This is a genomic window from Roseovarius salis (genome assembly GCF_044472985.1).
Lineage (GTDB): Bacteria > Pseudomonadota > Alphaproteobacteria > Rhodobacterales > Rhodobacteraceae > Roseovarius > Roseovarius salis.
Window position 1 is genome coordinate 31,821 of the sequence record NZ_JBISDG010000020.1, and the last position, 14,278, is coordinate 46,098.

At 64.0% G+C, this 14,278-nt stretch carries 11 protein-coding genes and 3 pseudogenes; 6 read left to right on the forward strand and 8 right to left on the reverse strand.

Translation table 11 applies throughout. The features are described 5' to 3' along the window. Window positions 1–136: 136 nt before the first annotated feature. Entirely contained in the window at window positions 137–2,041 is a 1,905-nt protein-coding gene (locus ACH13J_RS10100) for a hybrid sensor histidine kinase/response regulator (RefSeq protein ID WP_397543208.1), read from the forward strand. A 186-nt stretch (window positions 2,042–2,227) separates the two neighbouring features. Here the strand turns inward: ACH13J_RS10100 and ACH13J_RS10105 are convergent, their stop codons facing one another. Together ACH13J_RS10105 and ACH13J_RS10110 are read right to left on the reverse strand one after the other, a co-directional pair. Continuing rightward, window positions 2,228–2,377: a hypothetical protein gene (locus tag ACH13J_RS10105; protein WP_397543209.1), complete on the reverse strand. Its 150-nt coding sequence runs from the start codon at window positions 2,375–2,377 to the stop codon at window positions 2,228–2,230. A gap of 39 nt (window positions 2,378–2,416) precedes the next feature. Further along, window positions 2,417–3,274: a helix-turn-helix domain-containing protein gene (locus tag ACH13J_RS10110; protein ID WP_397543210.1), complete on the reverse strand. Its 858-nt coding sequence runs from the start codon at window positions 3,272–3,274 to the stop codon at window positions 2,417–2,419. Window positions 3,275–3,458: 184 nt separating this feature from the next. On the opposite strand from ACH13J_RS10110, the gene ACH13J_RS10115 reads away from it, so the two are divergent. Beyond that, entirely contained in the window at window positions 3,459–5,411 is a 1,953-nt protein-coding gene (locus tag ACH13J_RS10115; protein WP_397543211.1) for a PAS domain S-box protein, read from the forward strand. Here ACH13J_RS10115 and ACH13J_RS10120 read toward each other — a convergent pair. Further along, complete coding sequence (locus tag ACH13J_RS10120; protein WP_397543212.1) at window positions 5,386–6,099, reverse strand: winged helix-turn-helix domain-containing protein; 714 nt, start codon at window positions 6,097–6,099, stop codon at window positions 5,386–5,388. The genes ACH13J_RS10115 and ACH13J_RS10120 overlap by 26 nt on opposite strands. Window positions 6,100–6,361: 262 nt before the next feature. Between ACH13J_RS10120 and ACH13J_RS10125 the strand changes: the two genes are divergently transcribed. Both ACH13J_RS10125 and ACH13J_RS10130 read left to right on the forward strand, forming a co-directional pair. After that, complete coding sequence (locus ACH13J_RS10125) at window positions 6,362–9,280, forward strand: HAD-IC family P-type ATPase (RefSeq protein WP_397543213.1); 2,919 nt, start codon at window positions 6,362–6,364, stop codon at window positions 9,278–9,280. Beyond that, window positions 9,265–10,404 (forward strand): methionine adenosyltransferase domain-containing protein, encoded by a 1,140-nt coding sequence (locus ACH13J_RS10130; protein ID WP_397543214.1) that lies wholly within the window; start codon window positions 9,265–9,267, stop codon window positions 10,402–10,404. Before ACH13J_RS10125 ends, ACH13J_RS10130 begins: the two co-directional genes overlap by 16 nt. Here the strand turns inward: ACH13J_RS10130 and ACH13J_RS10135 are convergent. From ACH13J_RS10135 to ACH13J_RS10145, 3 genes and pseudogenes are all read right to left on the reverse strand, one after another. After that, window positions 10,401–10,877, reverse strand: coding sequence for an HMA2 domain-containing protein (locus ACH13J_RS10135; RefSeq protein WP_397543215.1), 477 nt, complete (start codon window positions 10,875–10,877; stop codon window positions 10,401–10,403). The two genes, ACH13J_RS10130 and ACH13J_RS10135, sit on opposite strands and share 4 nt — an antisense overlap. 11 nt (window positions 10,878–10,888) lie before the next feature. Beyond that, entirely contained in the window at window positions 10,889–11,176 is a 288-nt protein-coding gene (locus ACH13J_RS10140; RefSeq protein ID WP_397543216.1) for a DUF5132 domain-containing protein, read from the reverse strand. Window positions 11,177–11,401: 225 nt separating this feature from the next. After that, window positions 11,402–11,533: pseudogene (locus ACH13J_RS10145) on the reverse strand (carbohydrate ABC transporter permease); the annotation flags it as partial. 201 nt (window positions 11,534–11,734) lie between these two features. On the opposite strand from ACH13J_RS10145, the gene ACH13J_RS10150 reads away from it, so the two are divergent. Continuing rightward, window positions 11,735–13,000 (forward strand): MFS transporter, encoded by a 1,266-nt coding sequence (locus tag ACH13J_RS10150; protein WP_397543217.1) that lies wholly within the window; start codon window positions 11,735–11,737, stop codon window positions 12,998–13,000. Window positions 13,001–13,060: 60 nt separating this feature from the next. Beyond that, window positions 13,061–13,202: pseudogene (locus ACH13J_RS10155) on the forward strand (integrase core domain-containing protein); the annotation flags it as partial. 10 nt (window positions 13,203–13,212) lie between these two features. Here ACH13J_RS10155 and ACH13J_RS10160 read toward each other — a convergent pair. Beyond that, window positions 13,213–13,347 (reverse strand): annotated as a pseudogene (locus ACH13J_RS10160) (IS6 family transposase); the annotation flags it as partial. Between the two features lie 244 nt (window positions 13,348–13,591). Beyond that, complete coding sequence (locus ACH13J_RS10165; protein WP_397543218.1) at window positions 13,592–14,248, reverse strand: FCD domain-containing protein; 657 nt, start codon at window positions 14,246–14,248, stop codon at window positions 13,592–13,594. Window positions 14,249–14,278 lie beyond the last annotated feature (30 nt).

Below are 14,278 nucleotides of genomic sequence, written 5' to 3' on the forward strand. Positions count from 1 at the left end.
GACCGCATGTCCCTGAACGCGGCAGCTACTCGGCGTGGGAGCTGCCGGAACAATTCCTTTTGATAACCGGAGGGAATGGAATATTCCTAGGATGGGACGGCCTGACCAGCAGAGCCTTTGGTGGGGTTTGGGGAGAATGAGACCGGAAAGGGATACCCGCGAGGAGGTCGCGGAGCTGCGCCGGCGGGAGGCGCTGTACCTTGCAAGCCTGGAAGCGCTGGAAGAGGGCGCCTGTCTCTTCGAGAGGTTGCCGACCCGTCCCGACGGCCTGCGTGACTACGGATACATATGGATGAATTCGGCCATGCAGCGCATGTTCGGTATCGCCGATCTGAGCGGGCAGTCCATACGCGACAATTTTCCCGATGAAAGCGAGGCATGGTACGACGACTACGACGGTGTCCTCGACACCGGCGAACCGGTCAGGATCATTCGCGAGTCCGAGCCTCAGGGGATGGTGATCGAAATGTCCGTCACCCGCCTCGAGGCGTCCGGGGTCGCGGTTCTCATGGCGGTCATCCGTGACGTGACGGCGCGCGTTCGGGCCGAGGAGGCGCTGCGCGAAAGCGAAGAGCGTTTTCGCGCGCTGGTCACGGCAACGTCCGACATCGTCTACCGCATGAGTCCCGACTGGACGGAGTTGCGTCACCTCGAGGGGTGGGGTTTTCTGCGGGACGCGCTGGAGCCCACGCGCGCGTGGCTGTCCGACTACATCGACGCCGACGATCAGCCCTGCGTGATGAAAGCCATCCAGCAGGCAATAGACACCAAGAGCGTTTTCCAGCTCGAACACCGCGTCAAGCGACCGGACGGCACGCTGGGGTGGGTCTTTTCGCGCGCGGTGCCGCTGATGGACGACGCGGGAGAAATCGTGGAATGGTTCGGGGCGGCCAGTGACGTGACCGAGCGGCGCCGCGCCTTGGAGGCGCTTTCGCGCACCCAGCAGCTAGAAACGGTTGCCCGTCTTTCGGGAACCGTCGCGCATGATTTCAACAATCTCTTGCTTGTGATCATGTCGAACGTTGAGATGGCTGCCCTGCAGGCTGTGACACCGTCCCAGCGTGAATACCTCAACGTGTCCCGCCAGATCGTGGAAGTCGGCGGCAAGATGAGCAAGCGGCTGCTCAGCTGGTCGATGCACAACGAGCCCGTATCGCAGCAACTGGACCTGAACGTACCGGCAAGGGAGATGGTTGACATACTCGGCCGGACGCTTGCGCGCGGATACACGTTGAACCTGGAGCTATCATCGGAGCCGGCCATGACGCGCGCCGATCCTGCCGATGTCGATGCGGTCCTGTTGAACCTTGCCATGAACGCGCGCGACGCGACGCCCGAGGGTGGGCGGATAACGATCGGCACCGAGATCGTGCAGGTTCCGGGCAGGCTTGATCTCTACGTGCGTCTGACTGTCAGCGATACCGGAGCCGGCATGCCGCAAGACGTTTGCGCACATGCCGCAGAAGCCTTTTTCACGACGCGGCCACAGGGAACCGGTCTCGGGCTTTATTCCGTGAACGAAACCGCCTGCAAGAGCGGCGGGTTCCTCGAGCTGGACAGCACGCCGGGGCAGGGAACAACCGTACATGTCTACTTTCCGTTCGCGGGCAGCGGCGCCGCGGGCCGGTTGGCTGACGATGCGCAAGGCGTGACCATTTTGCTCGTGGAGGATCAGGACAGCGTCAGGCAAGCGATGCGCCAGCAGATCGAGGCCTTGGGATACGAGGTGGTGGACGCTTCGGATGCGGCGGAGGCGCTGGAGATCTTGGAACAGACCGCCAACGTCGGCCTCGTTTTCAGCGACATAATGATGCCCGGTGAAATGGATGGTCGCGATCTTGCGCGTCATGTCAGGATGACGTGGCCGGGGATCGCCGTGCTCTTGGCGACCGGTAACGACCCTGCCGCGGATGAGGTGCTCAGGGACGAAACCGCGGCGGGTGTCACGGTCATCCACAAACCCTTCCGCATGGCAGAACTGGACAGCGCGCTGCGGGATGCGCTTTCGGCTGTGTCGCCCCCGGAGGAGCCCTTGCATTAGCGCCCGTGCCAGATCGCGCGCTGGAGGGGGTTGTTTGCAAGGTCTGGCAGGGGGTTTGTCATGGGGCGCTGCAACGGGTCGGCGACCGGCTGTCGCGGTGTCCGTTGACAATCCGACGCGCGGCAAAGGCGACGCAGCGGATTTGCAACGGCGTGCCGCCCCGCTTTCGGCGGGGCGGCTGCATTGTCACTTGGAGCCGGCCTTGCGTTCCTGCTCAGGCTTGCCGGGTTTCGCCGTCGCCGGGGCGGGTTGGCCGCCCGGCTTGGCGGGCTTGGGTTTCGATTTGGGGTCTGCCATCGTGGCCTCCATGATGATCGGGCGATTGCCCGCGATCATTTGGCCACCCCGTTCGGCTACCCGGGTTGACGGTCGTCATCAGTTGCAGCGTATTCCCGTTCGGGCTGTCTGCGTCCGGCGAAAACCCGCCGTGACCGGCGGATTTCCGCACGATCTGATGCACCGGGAAATGCAGAACGGATTGTCCCCGCGGGTTGCAGGGTCGCTGTAATTCAGAACCTTGCTGACGTGCCTCTCTTCGCATCGCGCGTGGAGCCGGAGCTTGACGGTATTCACGACCTCGATCGCATCCGGAGCGGGGAGACGGATCGCCCCCCGGTCGGACAACTGGTGCAGTCCCCGGGAGAGCGTTTCCACGGACATGTCCAGCAACGAGGCGAGATCGCGGCGCGTCAGTTCGATACGGACGACCTCGGTCCGGCCGTCCCGGGGGGCGGCCAACTGCTGAAGCACCCAGAACGCAATACGCTGAAGCGTGTTGCGCCCCCGCATCGAGGCCGCCCAGAGCCTGTGATCTTCAAGCTGCCGTGCCGTAACTTGCAGGTACGCCCGATAGACACGTGGCTGATCCTGCATGATGGTGTCCAGCGTCTTGCGGTTGATCCAGCAAATCCTGGCCGCCGTTGCCGCTTCCCACGAAAAGGTGTTTTCGGGTTTGCAGATATCGCCGACGATCTGTCCCGGTTTGAGAATCTGCAGCAGGTGGTACTCTCCCTCCAGCGTGAGCAGGCTGACCTTGACCAGCCCCGAGGCGATGATGCCGACCCGGTCAGAGGCATCCCCCTGGAGTGCGAGTTCATCGCCCCTGTCGTAATGGGTTTGCTGGCTTCGCTCCGCCACCACGGCGGAGCTGTCGCAGCCGAGCAAGCCGCAAACCCCGCCGTTGCGCGCGGCGCACGCGTAACAGGTTGCAGGCAAAGGTGTTCGCGCTTTCATGGAATGTGCCATATCTTCCCCCCAAGGTTGCAATGGCCACGGCCCGGGGCCATGATGGCCACAGTATTCGTGCATTGTACCTGAACCAATTCTACAAACATGCGGCCCCGAGGTGCGGCTGAAAATTGTATAAATTTGTGCGCGCGGGTTTTTCCCCCGGGGCGTTGCGAAGATAAGAACGATCATGACCGATACGCCGAAAGATGAGGGGCGGGGCGCCCCGGAAACCATTGACCCACGTCTCGCGAGCTTCGTGTCCGGGGCGCCCGTCGCCGTGGCCATGTTCGATCGCCGAATGCGGTATGCCGCTTGGTCCGGGTTCTGGGCCGAGCACTACGGCATCGGGGACCGCGATCTCTACGGGCAATACCATTACGATATCTTGCCCGGTCTCCAAGAGACGTTGCTGACGGCACATCAGCGCGCGCTCGCGGGGGAACACGTGTCGTGCCAAGAGGGCCGGGTCGAGACCTGGGACGGCCGAGAGGTCTGGGAACGCTGGCACATCAAACCCATCAGCGCGTCGGAGGGCGGTATCATCGGGACCGCCCTGTTTGCCGAGGATATCACCGAACGCAAACAGGCAGAGGCGCGGCTTCACGAAAGCGAGACGCGGTTGCGGCTGGTGATCGATGCCCTGGGGATCGGGATCGTCGAAAAGGATTACGGAACCGGCGAGACCGTCGTCAGCCCGACCTTTCGAAAGATGATCGGCCTGGAAGGCGACGCATTGCCGGGGGATCTCGAAGGCTGGGCCGAGGTGTTGAACCCTGCCAATCCCGAGGGGTTCCGCGACGCACGGCGCCACGCGCTCGATCCCGGCGGCAACGGCCTGTTCAGGGCCGATTTGCAGCCCGTCGTCAATGGCAGGAAACGCGAAATGTCGTTGATCGGCCGGGTCCTGTTCGCCGGCGAGGATGACCGGAAAACCGCTTCGCGGTTCGTGGGCATCCTGATCGACCAGACCGAGCGCAACGACCTGCAAGTTTCGCTGGCGCGATCGCAGCGGCTCGAGGCGGTTGGCCGCATCTCCGGCATTATCGCGCATGATTTCAACAACCTGCTTTCCGTGATCCTCGCCAATCTGGAACTGGCCGCGCTGAACGTGTCCGACAAGACGACGTGCGAGCATTTGCGGGCCGCCATTGATGCGGCCGAAATGGGGGGTGGTTTCAACAAGAAGCTGCTTGCGCTCTCGGGCAGCAAGGAAACACAGCCCGTGCAAATCGCGCTGGACGACCACATCCTGAGGACATGGGCCATGCTCGAACGGCTGCTGAACGAACATGTGTCCTTGCACTTCGAGCCGTCCGCGGGGGATCTTTGCGTTAGAATCGACCCGGCCGAGCTGGACGGCGCGATCCTGAACCTCGTGGTGAATGCGCGTGATGCGCAGCCCGAGGGGGGCGGCGAGATCACCATTGCCACGCGGCAAGTCGAGATCGACGAGGACGCGGCCAAGACCTATGAGGATGGCAAGCCGGGGAAATTTCTGGAACTCAGCGTCTCCGACACTGGCACCGGCATGTCGCACGAGGAGATTGCCAGGGCGAAAGAGCCCTTCTTTACCAGCAAGCCCCGGGAGATGGGGGTTGGTCTGGGCCTGACGAGTGTTGCCGCGACGGTAGCGCACGTGGACGGGTTCATCTCGATCGATTCCGGAAAGGGCAGGGGCACGACGGTTTCACTGTTCCTGCCGATCGACGAATGTGCCGCGGTTCAGCTCGCGACGCCGGACGAGACGCCGTTCGGGAACGGCGAACTGGTTCTGGTGGTCGAGGATGATGCCCTTGTGCGCGAGGCGACGTTGAAGCGCCTCGAGGCGTTGGGATATGCGGTCATGGAGGCACCCGACGGTGCAAGTGCGCTCAGTGCGCTTTCCGAGAGCGAGGCGATCGATCTGGTTTTCGCCGATGTGGTCCTGCCGGGAGATATCTCTGGCGACGACATCGCCGCGCATGTGAGGTCGCATTGTCCGCAGGTCGGGGTCTTGTTGACATCGGGCCATACATCGAAGCCCAAGATGCCTGGAACCCCGGACTCCGGGCGCCACGAACTGCTGAAAAAACCTTATCCCTTGTCGGTGCTGGCGCGTGCCGTGGAACGGACGCTCAATTCTCGTGGTGGTTGGTCGTGACCTCCCCGCTGAAGACATATCCGACCCCGCGGACCGAGCGGATCAGCGTGGGGGCCTCTCCCGGCGGTTCGATCTTGCGCCGCAGCCGCGCGACATGGCCGTCGATGGTCCGGTCATAGGGGGACCAGTCCCGCCCGCGTAACGCGTTGGAGATCTCGTCGCGGCTGAGAATCCGGCCGGGATGCCGCACGAAGAGTTCCAACAGCTTGATTTCCATCTCCGTCAGGTCCAGTGGCGTTCCATCCAGATGCCGGACGATCTTTTGCCTGAGATCCAGCTCGCTGTGATCAAAGAGGACCTTGGCCGGCGGGTCGACGTGCTTCTGGTACCGCTCCAGCGTCTTCCTGATCCTGAAAGCCACTTCCTTGATATGGAAGGGTTTGACGATGTAGTCATCCGCCCCGTATTCGAGCCCGCGAACGCGATCATACGGCGCGCTCCGGCCGGATATCATGACAACCGGCACGTTGCGCTGGCCGCGCAGTTCGCACGCCAAGTCCAGACCGTCCTCACCAACAAGGTTGAGATCCAGCGTGACGATGGAAACATCGTGGTCACGGAAACATGCGAACATCGTTGTACGGTCCCAGGCTTCGAATACCACGTATCCTTCTGCGGACAGGCCGGATTTCAGCGTTTTTCTGACATCGGATTCGTCTTCGACGACAAGAACGGAGTATTTCGTCATGGCAACCAAGCAACAAATGTCTGGCGAGGTTAACAAAACAACCTGGCAAAGTATATCCGGTTTGCGTCTCGCGAGGTGCAAGGCGTTCGCGCCGTGCCGTTGATCCTCGACATTGCGGGGCACGCGCGGGAGCCGCACAAACATCATGACAAACGAATGAATTCACGGCGCGTCACGAGGGGGTCGAATGGATCGCGTTTCGTCATGGCGGCATGATCGGTTGGGCGGGGCGGGGTTTCCGTGACACCGCCCGTCAAGGATCATGAGACACCGGATTGAGATCGCACACCGCACGTCCGGCGGCCGGGTGCGCCTTGCCGTTCCCTTGATCAGAGGAAACGCCCGGCTGGCAAAGCATCTCGCGGACGCGCTTGTGCGTGACGAACGTATCTCGAAGGCCGAGTCGCGGGCGGTGTCGGGAAGTGTGATCCTGCATCTGCGCGCGGATATCGAAGACCGGGCGCTCAAGACGCGCGTCGCGGCGGCGCTGGACGGGGCACCTCTCCGGCGGCCGCCGGGATCGCCTGCACAGGCCGGGCTGAAATCTGACGGCGGGGCGTGGCACGCGAGGAGCGTCGCCGAGGTTGCGCGCCTTTTGGAGACAGACATCGATAACGGCCTTTCCGGGGCGGCCGCACGGGCGCGGCTTGCCCGTCATGGCGCAAATGTACTGCCGCAGGACAGGGGCGTGTCACGCATGCAGTTGGTCCTCAAGCAGTTCGAAAGCCTGCCCGTGGCATTGCTTGGGGCCTCGGCCGCGGTTTCGCTGGCCACGGGCGGTGTGGCGGACGCGGTGGCGACGTTGGCCGTGGTCGGCGTCAACGCCGCGTTCGGCTATGCGACCGAGGGGCAGGCAGAGGTCGCGATACAAAAACTCATGGACAGGTCAGCTCAGCCGGTGCCGGTGCGGCGCGGCGGCCGGGACATGCGCGTACCGGCGGCGGAAATCGTGCCGGGCGACCTGCTCGTGATCCAGCCCGGTATCCCGGTTGCCGCGGATGCACGCCTGGTAACGGCCGAAAGGCTTCGTGCCGACGAATCCGCCCTGACAGGTGAAACCTACCCGGTGAAGAAGAGCCCGCAGGCCGAGATCGGCCGCGATGCTACGGTCGGGGAGCGGCCGACGATGCTTCACGCCGGCACGCTGGTGTCCGAAGGCTGCGGCACCGCGCTGGTGACGGCAACGGCCGGTCATACGGCCTCGGCGCGGGCCGCGCTTCTGAGCCGGTCGGCCACGCGGCCCCGTGCACCGGTCGAGCGGGAACTGGACCGCCTCGGCGATCAACTGGTTGCCGTCTCGCTGGCCGCCTGCGGCTTGTTCTTCGTCATCGGTCGGGTGCGCGGGTTGCCCCTTCGCGAAATCCTCAAGGACGCGCTTGCGCTCGCCGTGGCGGCGGTGCCCGAGGGGCTGCCGGTTGTGGCCACGACCACGATGTCGCTCGGCATCCGGCGGATGGAGCGGCGCGGCATCCTGATCCGGCGCATGGACACGGTCGAGACGCTTGGCAGCGTGCAGACCCTCTGTCTCGACAAGACCGGCACGCTGACGCAGAACCGCATGCTGGTGAGCGCCGCAATGAGCGGACTGGAAGGCGAGGGGGCGGCGCCGGCCGCGGAAACCCTGCGGCGTCTGGCGGAGGCTGCCGCCCTTAACAACGATGTCCAAACCGGGGGCAATTCCGGCCTGGGCGCGTCGCAAACCGAGGTTGCCTTGCTCGATTTCGCCACCCGGAACGGCGTGGATGTCGATGGCCTGCGGTCCGCTTTTCCCCGGCTCGCCACGGTGCAACGGGCCCCCGGCCAGCCGTGGATGGCGACGATGCACGATCGCAAAACACCCGCCACGACGGTAAAGGGGGCCCCCGATATCCTGCTGGCCGCCTGTTCCCACGTGCTTGAGGGAACCGGCCCGCGGCCGCTGTCCGACACCGACCGTAACCGGGTATTGCGGGCCAACGACGCGCTTGCCGCGCGGCCTGCACGGGTTCTCGGCTTTGCCCAGTCCGGGGCTTTGCCGGACGGCGGGGCGCTGCATGACCTGACATGGCTTGGCCTCGTGGCCTTCGTTGACCCGCTGCGAGACGGTGCCAGGGACTTCATCGCAGGCATGCACAAGGCCGGCCTGCGGACGATCATGATGACCGGTGACCAGGCCGCCACCGCCGCCGCCACGGCGCGGGAGCTCGATCTTGGCGGGGGTGGCCCGCTGCGCATTGTCGACAGCCCCGAGCTTTCCGGTCTGGATTCGGAGCTGATCGGGGGTCTTGCCCGCAATACCCATGTCTTTTCACGGGTCAGCGCCCAGAACAAGCTGGCGATCGTGCAGGCCCTGCAAAGAGGCGGCGATGTCGTGGCGATGACGGGCGACGGTGTCAATGACGGGCCGGCGCTGAAGGCGGCGGATGTGGGCATCGCCATGGGGGCCAGCGGATCGGATCTTGCCCGCGACGTGGCCAATGTCGTGATCCGGGACGATGATCTGAACACGCTGGCCGAGGCCATCGCTCAGGGCCGCGGCGTCTATCGCAACATCCGCCGCGCGCTGGAGTTCCTGATTACCACCAACCTGTCCGAGATCCTTGTCGGAACCGTCGAGGCGATCCATGGTCCCAGCGAGCTGGAAACGCCGATGGAGCTGCTCTGGATCAACCTCGTGAGCGACGTGCTCCCCGGGTTGGGACTGGCGCTGGCCGATCCGGACCCGGACGCCATGGAACGCCCCCCGAGGCCGCGGGGCGAAGCGATCATTCCGCCCTCCGATCTTCGCCGCATGCTGCAGGACAGCGCGACGATCGCGGCCGCGAGCCTTGCGGTGCATTTCATCGGGCTGTCACGCCACGGCCCCGGGCCACGCACACGTGCGATGACGTATCTGTCCCTTTCTCTTGGGCAGCTTCTTTACACGCTGACCTGCCAGCGCGGCGACGTGCGCAAGCTCGATCCAAAGCGAATTCTGGAAAACCGAAAACTCGATGCAGCGGTGCTGGCCTCCGGCTGCATGGCGGTGTTGCCTTTCTTTTTGCCCGCCTTGCGCCGCATGCTGGGGATTGCGCCGCTGGGACCGGCCGGCATTGCGGTGGGGATGGCCGGGGCGGTCGCACCGGCTGCCGCGGTTCTGGCCCGCCGCGGCGTGGTGATCGAATTCGAGGAAGTGGAGGGAAAACCATGCGCAACTTCGTGATGACGTCGGAGTCGGTCTCCGTCGGGCATCCCGACAAGCTCTGCGACCAGATTTCGGATGCGATTGTCGATGCCGTGCTCGCCTCCGGCGCGCGGTCCCGCATCAACGCCGAATGTGCCCTTGCCACGGGGGTGATCTTCCTGTCGATCCATGCAGGGGAGGAGCTGGCGATTGACCCGGCGGCGATCGCGCGCCGGGTGTTTGCGGAAGCCGGGTACGGCGCAAGCGGTTCCGGGGCGGGACCCACTGTCATGCTGGACGTGTCGGTGCCCGGCGGACGCGGCCAGGATGGGCTTGCCCCCGCCCTTGCCAACCAGATGGTCACGGCTTTCGGCTATGCCTGCGATGCAACGCCCGAGCAATTGCCCCTGCCCATCGCGCTGGCGCACCGGTTGTGCAGGGCTATCGACCGGGCGCGGCGCCGTGGGTGCCTGACGTGGATTTCGCCCGATGCCCAGGCCCAGGCCGCGGTGCGTTTCGCCGACCGCCGGGTGGTCGCGCTCGACGCCATCGCCCTGCGCTTCGGAAAGCGTGAGCAAGTTGGCGAGGATCTTGCCCGCGCCACCCTGACCGAGGACGTGATCGCTCCGACCCTCGCCTGCCTTGACACCGAGCTGCAGGATTGCCCGCGCATTATCACCCTCGGCGCCGAGGGCGAGGCCGGTCCTCTGGCGCATGCCGGCCTGACCGGGCGCAAATCGGCGGATGATGCCTATGGCAGTTTCATCCGGCGCGCGGGCCCCGCTCTCAGCGGCAAGGATCCCGCGCGCATCGACCGGATCGCAAGCTACGCCGCCCGCCACGCGGCCTGCAACGTGCTGGCGGCCGGGCTGGCACGGGAAATCGAGGTTCAGTTGTCGTATCTCATGGGTGACGAAGGGCCGGTGAGCGTCGAGGTCGATACGTTCGGGTCAGGGGCGGCAAGCGACGCAACGATTTCGGCCCGCCTGCGGGAAAAACTCGATTTCCGCGTCGCCGCCATTGCCGAGCGCATGGATTTGTGGAACCTGCCGGCCATGCGGGGCGGTCGGTTCTACCGGGATCTTGCCGTCTATGGCCAGATGGGGCGTCAAGACCTGTCGCCCCCGTGGGAGGACACGTCGGTGGCGACTGATCTGGCCTAGTCTGCCGTCTCGTAAATCTTCTGGAAATCCAGAAGCGGCAGCGCGCTCATCAGAAGCGTGGTGGCGGGGCCGGCGAGACGGCCGCGCGTCATCTGCACCAGCGCGGCGATGATCAGGACTGTGGCGAGCGCGCTTCGAAGGTCGAACGCGCCGCCCGTTTGCCGCTTTACCGCCCCGTCGACCCGCAAAAGGCCAGATTGCAGCGTCTGGCCGACAGGTGGCGGTGCCGACATGCTCAGAATGCGCGCGATGCCCTGTTCCTCGATTGCGGCGATGACCGCATCCATGGGTATGGCCGACTCGATGATGAGGCTGCACGTGTTGGGGCGAACGCGTGCGCGCCGCACCCCGCCAATCCCGGCCATTTCGTTGGCCAGCTGCGTGATCCCCTCGCGGTCAAGCGGTGTTTCAAGCCGGAACCGTCCGCGCAGGCGCGTTTTGTGGCGTGTCCGCAGCTTTACCGCGTCGTCCATGTTCGCTCCCCTCAGGACGGGTCGCGTGCCGCGGACTCTTGTCCGAAACCGGCGGTCTCATCCTCGGTTTCGGCGGCGCGCTCGGCCTCCATTTCTTCACGGATTTCCGCCGCGAGATCCTCCAACGTCTCAAAGGATTCGGCACCGGCCTTGCGGAACTCGTCGAAGGCGACGGCGCCCGTCTTCATCGCCGCCCGGGCCAAGGGGCGGCCGGCACGGGCCAATCCCGCCGCTGCACCCGGTATCAGCATGACTGCCCCGACAGCAACGAGCGCACCCAGCGCGAATGACTTGTTCATCTTGCAACCTCCCACCCGCATGCAAAAACAGACTCCGGTTCGCCCCCGAGACAGCAGGTTCTGCCGGCGCCGGGGTCTTAACCGACATCACCACGCCAACGCTGTCGCCGCTATAATCTCGATCAATTGCACCGTGGGCGCGTTCCGGGTTCGCGCCGTAGCCTTGGTCATGGCTGCGACGCCGGGAACGGGTATCCGGGCTGCGCGCCGTCCCTTGGCCGCGCGTCACTTGATGCCCGCGCGCAGGAATGCCTGCACGAATTGCCGCTGGAAAACCAGAAACGCGGCAAGCAATGGCAGGATCACCATCACGGTGGCCGCCGAAATCACCGAGATCTCCACCCCGTTCTCCGGCGCGCGGGAACGGCACATTTTTCCGCATCGCGGCCAGGGGCGGGCAACGTGAAACCCGCCTCAAGACGAGTTCCTTTGACACCGCCCTGAAAAGAGACGAGTCATTGAGGCGGAGCCAAGAGAGAGCAGGTCGATCAGCCGCCGTGGTCAGCCGTTTCCATACCCGTTGGTTGACCCGGTTTCGCGGACACAAAAGGATGGAACATGGCCAAAGTATTCTCGGGTGTCTGGGCGCTACTGCTTGGCATCGTGTTCATCATGCTGGGCAACGGGATGCATTTCACGTTGATCGGCCTGCGTGGCGGGATCGAGGGCTTTTCCTCGACCGAGCTTGCCATCGTGACCTCGGGATATTTCATCGGGTTCCTTTCAGGGGCGCGGCTGTCGCCCGGCATGATCCGCCGGGTGGGGCATGTGCGGGTCTTCGCGGCGCTGGGGAGTTTCATGTCCGCGGGCCTGATCGCGCTTCCGCTTCTGACTGATCCATGGTTGTGGACGATCTTGCGGATCATCGTGGGGTTCTGCATGTCGGGGATCTACGTGGCCGCCGAAAGCTGGCTGAACGATGCGTCGACCAACGAGACCCGTGGAAAGGTCCTGTCGGCCTACATGATCGCCCAGACCCTTGGCATCATCGGGGCGCAATACCTGTTGACGTTGGGGGATGCAGGGACCTCGGCGCTGTTCATCGGCGCGTCGATCCTTGTGTCGATCTCCTTCGCGCCGATCCTCTTGACGGTAACGCCGGTCCCGGCGGCCGAGGTGGCGCGGCCGATGCCGTTGCGCGATCTGTTCACCGGCTCGCCCTTGGGCACGGTCGGTATTTTCCTGCTTGGGGGCGTCTATGCCACCCAGTCCGGCATGGGCGCCGTCTTCGGCACGCAGATCGGGATGAGCGCCGACCGGATCTCGCTCTTCGTGGCCATGTTGTTCGCCGGGGCGTTGGTGCTGCAATATCCCATCGGGTTCCTGTCCGACCGGATGGACCGGCGCAAGCTGATCTTCGGGGCGGCCACGATCGGTGCGGCATTCTGCGCGCTGGGCTGGGCCGTGGAGGGCGGTGAGTTGTTCCTGATGGTCGCGGCATTCTTTGCCGGTGGCGTGACCACCCCGCTTTATGCGCTGTTTCTGGCCTACACCAACGATTTCCTGTCGGCCGAAGACATGCCGGCGGCGTCGGGCGGGCTGGTTTTCACCTTCGGTCTGGGGGCGATCGCGGGGCCGATGGTGACCGGTTGGGCGATGGAGGGCTTTGGGCCGTTCGCCTTCTGGCTGGTGCTCGGCGGAACCTTCGGTGCGATCGGGCTTTACGCGCTCTACCGCATGACACAACGAGAGGTGCTGCCCGTCGATGAGACCGAAAGCTACCTGTCCGTGGTTCCCACGGCCTCGCCCGTGGCGGTGGAGGCCGCCGGCGCCTGGGCCGCCGAACAGGCCGAGGCCGAGTCCGATGCGCGGGGACAGTCCTAGACACGGGCCGCTCCACCGTCGCAGCACGGCTGGTTGTCGCGACGAAGGGCAAGCAAGCCGCGCCTTGCCTGCCGTATGATCGCGGCATGGCGCGACGACTACAACCATCACCGCCCGCACTCGAGTCTCGACGGGCTTACCTGCGCGAAAGTATCACCAATGGTCAGAAGAGGACCAAACCCAGAACAGGGCTAACTTATAGGCGCGGACTCCACGGGGAGAAGGTCAACATCGATGCCTCGTTCGTGAAGCCAGTCTTCCACGTTCCGCAATGAAAGCGGAAAACGAATGTAGAGCATCACCGCCAGCCGAATGATTTCCGGACTGGTTCGAAAGTAGCGGAACAGGTTGGCCTTGGTCTTTGGAAAAGACTATTGGGCGTCGCCGACCATCGCAAGCTCATCGCCCTGACAAAGCCAGATGCCAGGCTCCCGCAGGCTGAAATCCTGACAAAGTCGTTTTGAAATATTACAAAGAGTCTCGTTTTGCCATGCGGTCTGGTTAGGACGGGACGTATCCCGCCTCAAGCCAAGGTTCCTTTGACAGTGCCCTTTTTCGCACTTACTGGATTACAGTGCGGCCCCCAGGGTTTTACTCGATCTGCGAGAGGGCAGCCTTTGCAGCATTATCTACGTGATCTCTGCTGAGTTTCTCGGCGAGATCGCAATCCCGGGCAGAGAGTGCCTCAACGAGTGCGGAAAGTTCCTTGAGCGAAGTCCGCCGTCGCTCGGAGCTTGAAAGGGAGAGAACCCGCAACTGCGAAACACGAATATGTATGCTGCGAAGCATCCGCTCCGCTTCGGGATTGTCCGCGCCCTCCATCAGTATGTCATAGAACCTTGTCTTAGCATCGATCGGACTGAGCGACGTATCCTTTGAGTAGGCGAGTTTCACATCTTCGAAGGCCGTGCGGCAGGCAGCGAGTTGCTCGTTTCTCGCGTTTTCACAGAAAAGCCGGCTGATCAGCCCCTCGAGGGAGGCCCTGACGTCGAAGATATCCTTGGCAATCTTAGCGTCGAGTTGGGATATAATGAGGCCTCGGTTTGGCAGATTGGTCACGAGCCCTTCATTCTCCAGCTCCCGCAGCGCCTCGCGGAGCGACGTCCGCGACACGCCGATACGTTCGCACAGGACACGCTCGACAAGTCGCTCGCCCGGCTGGAGTTCTCCATGCGCGATCGCAGTCCGGAGCGTGTCCGCGACTTGTTGTCTGAGCGTCGGCGATGCGTTGACCCTGAGGCTTTCCATTCTCGTGCGCCCTTCCTCTTTATTCCTTGC

Excerpts from the sequence above, each read along its gene's own strand:
- ACH13J_RS10120 (WP_397543212.1), bottom strand. The coding sequence starts at position 6,099 with ATGACGAAATACTCCGTTCTTGTCGTCGAAGACGAATCCGATGTCAGA.
- ACH13J_RS10135 (WP_397543215.1), bottom strand. The coding sequence starts at position 10,877 with ATGGACGACGCGGTAAAGCTGCGGACACGCCACAAAACGCGCCTGCGC.
- ACH13J_RS10130 (WP_397543214.1), top strand. The coding sequence starts at position 9,265 with ATGCGCAACTTCGTGATGACGTCGGAGTCGGTCTCCGTCGGGCATCCC.
- ACH13J_RS10100 (WP_397543208.1), top strand. The coding sequence starts at position 137 with ATGAGACCGGAAAGGGATACCCGCGAGGAGGTCGCGGAGCTGCGCCGG.
- ACH13J_RS10140 (WP_397543216.1), bottom strand. The coding sequence starts at position 11,176 with ATGAACAAGTCATTCGCGCTGGGTGCGCTCGTTGCTGTCGGGGCAGTC.
- ACH13J_RS10110 (WP_397543210.1), bottom strand. The coding sequence starts at position 3,274 with ATGAAAGCGCGAACACCTTTGCCTGCAACCTGTTACGCGTGCGCCGCG.
- ACH13J_RS10115 (WP_397543211.1), top strand. The coding sequence starts at position 3,459 with ATGACCGATACGCCGAAAGATGAGGGGCGGGGCGCCCCGGAAACCATT.
- ACH13J_RS10125 (WP_397543213.1), top strand. The coding sequence starts at position 6,362 with ATGAGACACCGGATTGAGATCGCACACCGCACGTCCGGCGGCCGGGTG.
- ACH13J_RS10165 (WP_397543218.1), bottom strand. The coding sequence starts at position 14,248 with ATGGAAAGCCTCAGGGTCAACGCATCGCCGACGCTCAGACAACAAGTC.
- ACH13J_RS10105 (WP_397543209.1), bottom strand. The coding sequence starts at position 2,377 with ATGATCGCGGGCAATCGCCCGATCATCATGGAGGCCACGATGGCAGAC.
- ACH13J_RS10150 (WP_397543217.1), top strand. The coding sequence starts at position 11,735 with ATGGCCAAAGTATTCTCGGGTGTCTGGGCGCTACTGCTTGGCATCGTG.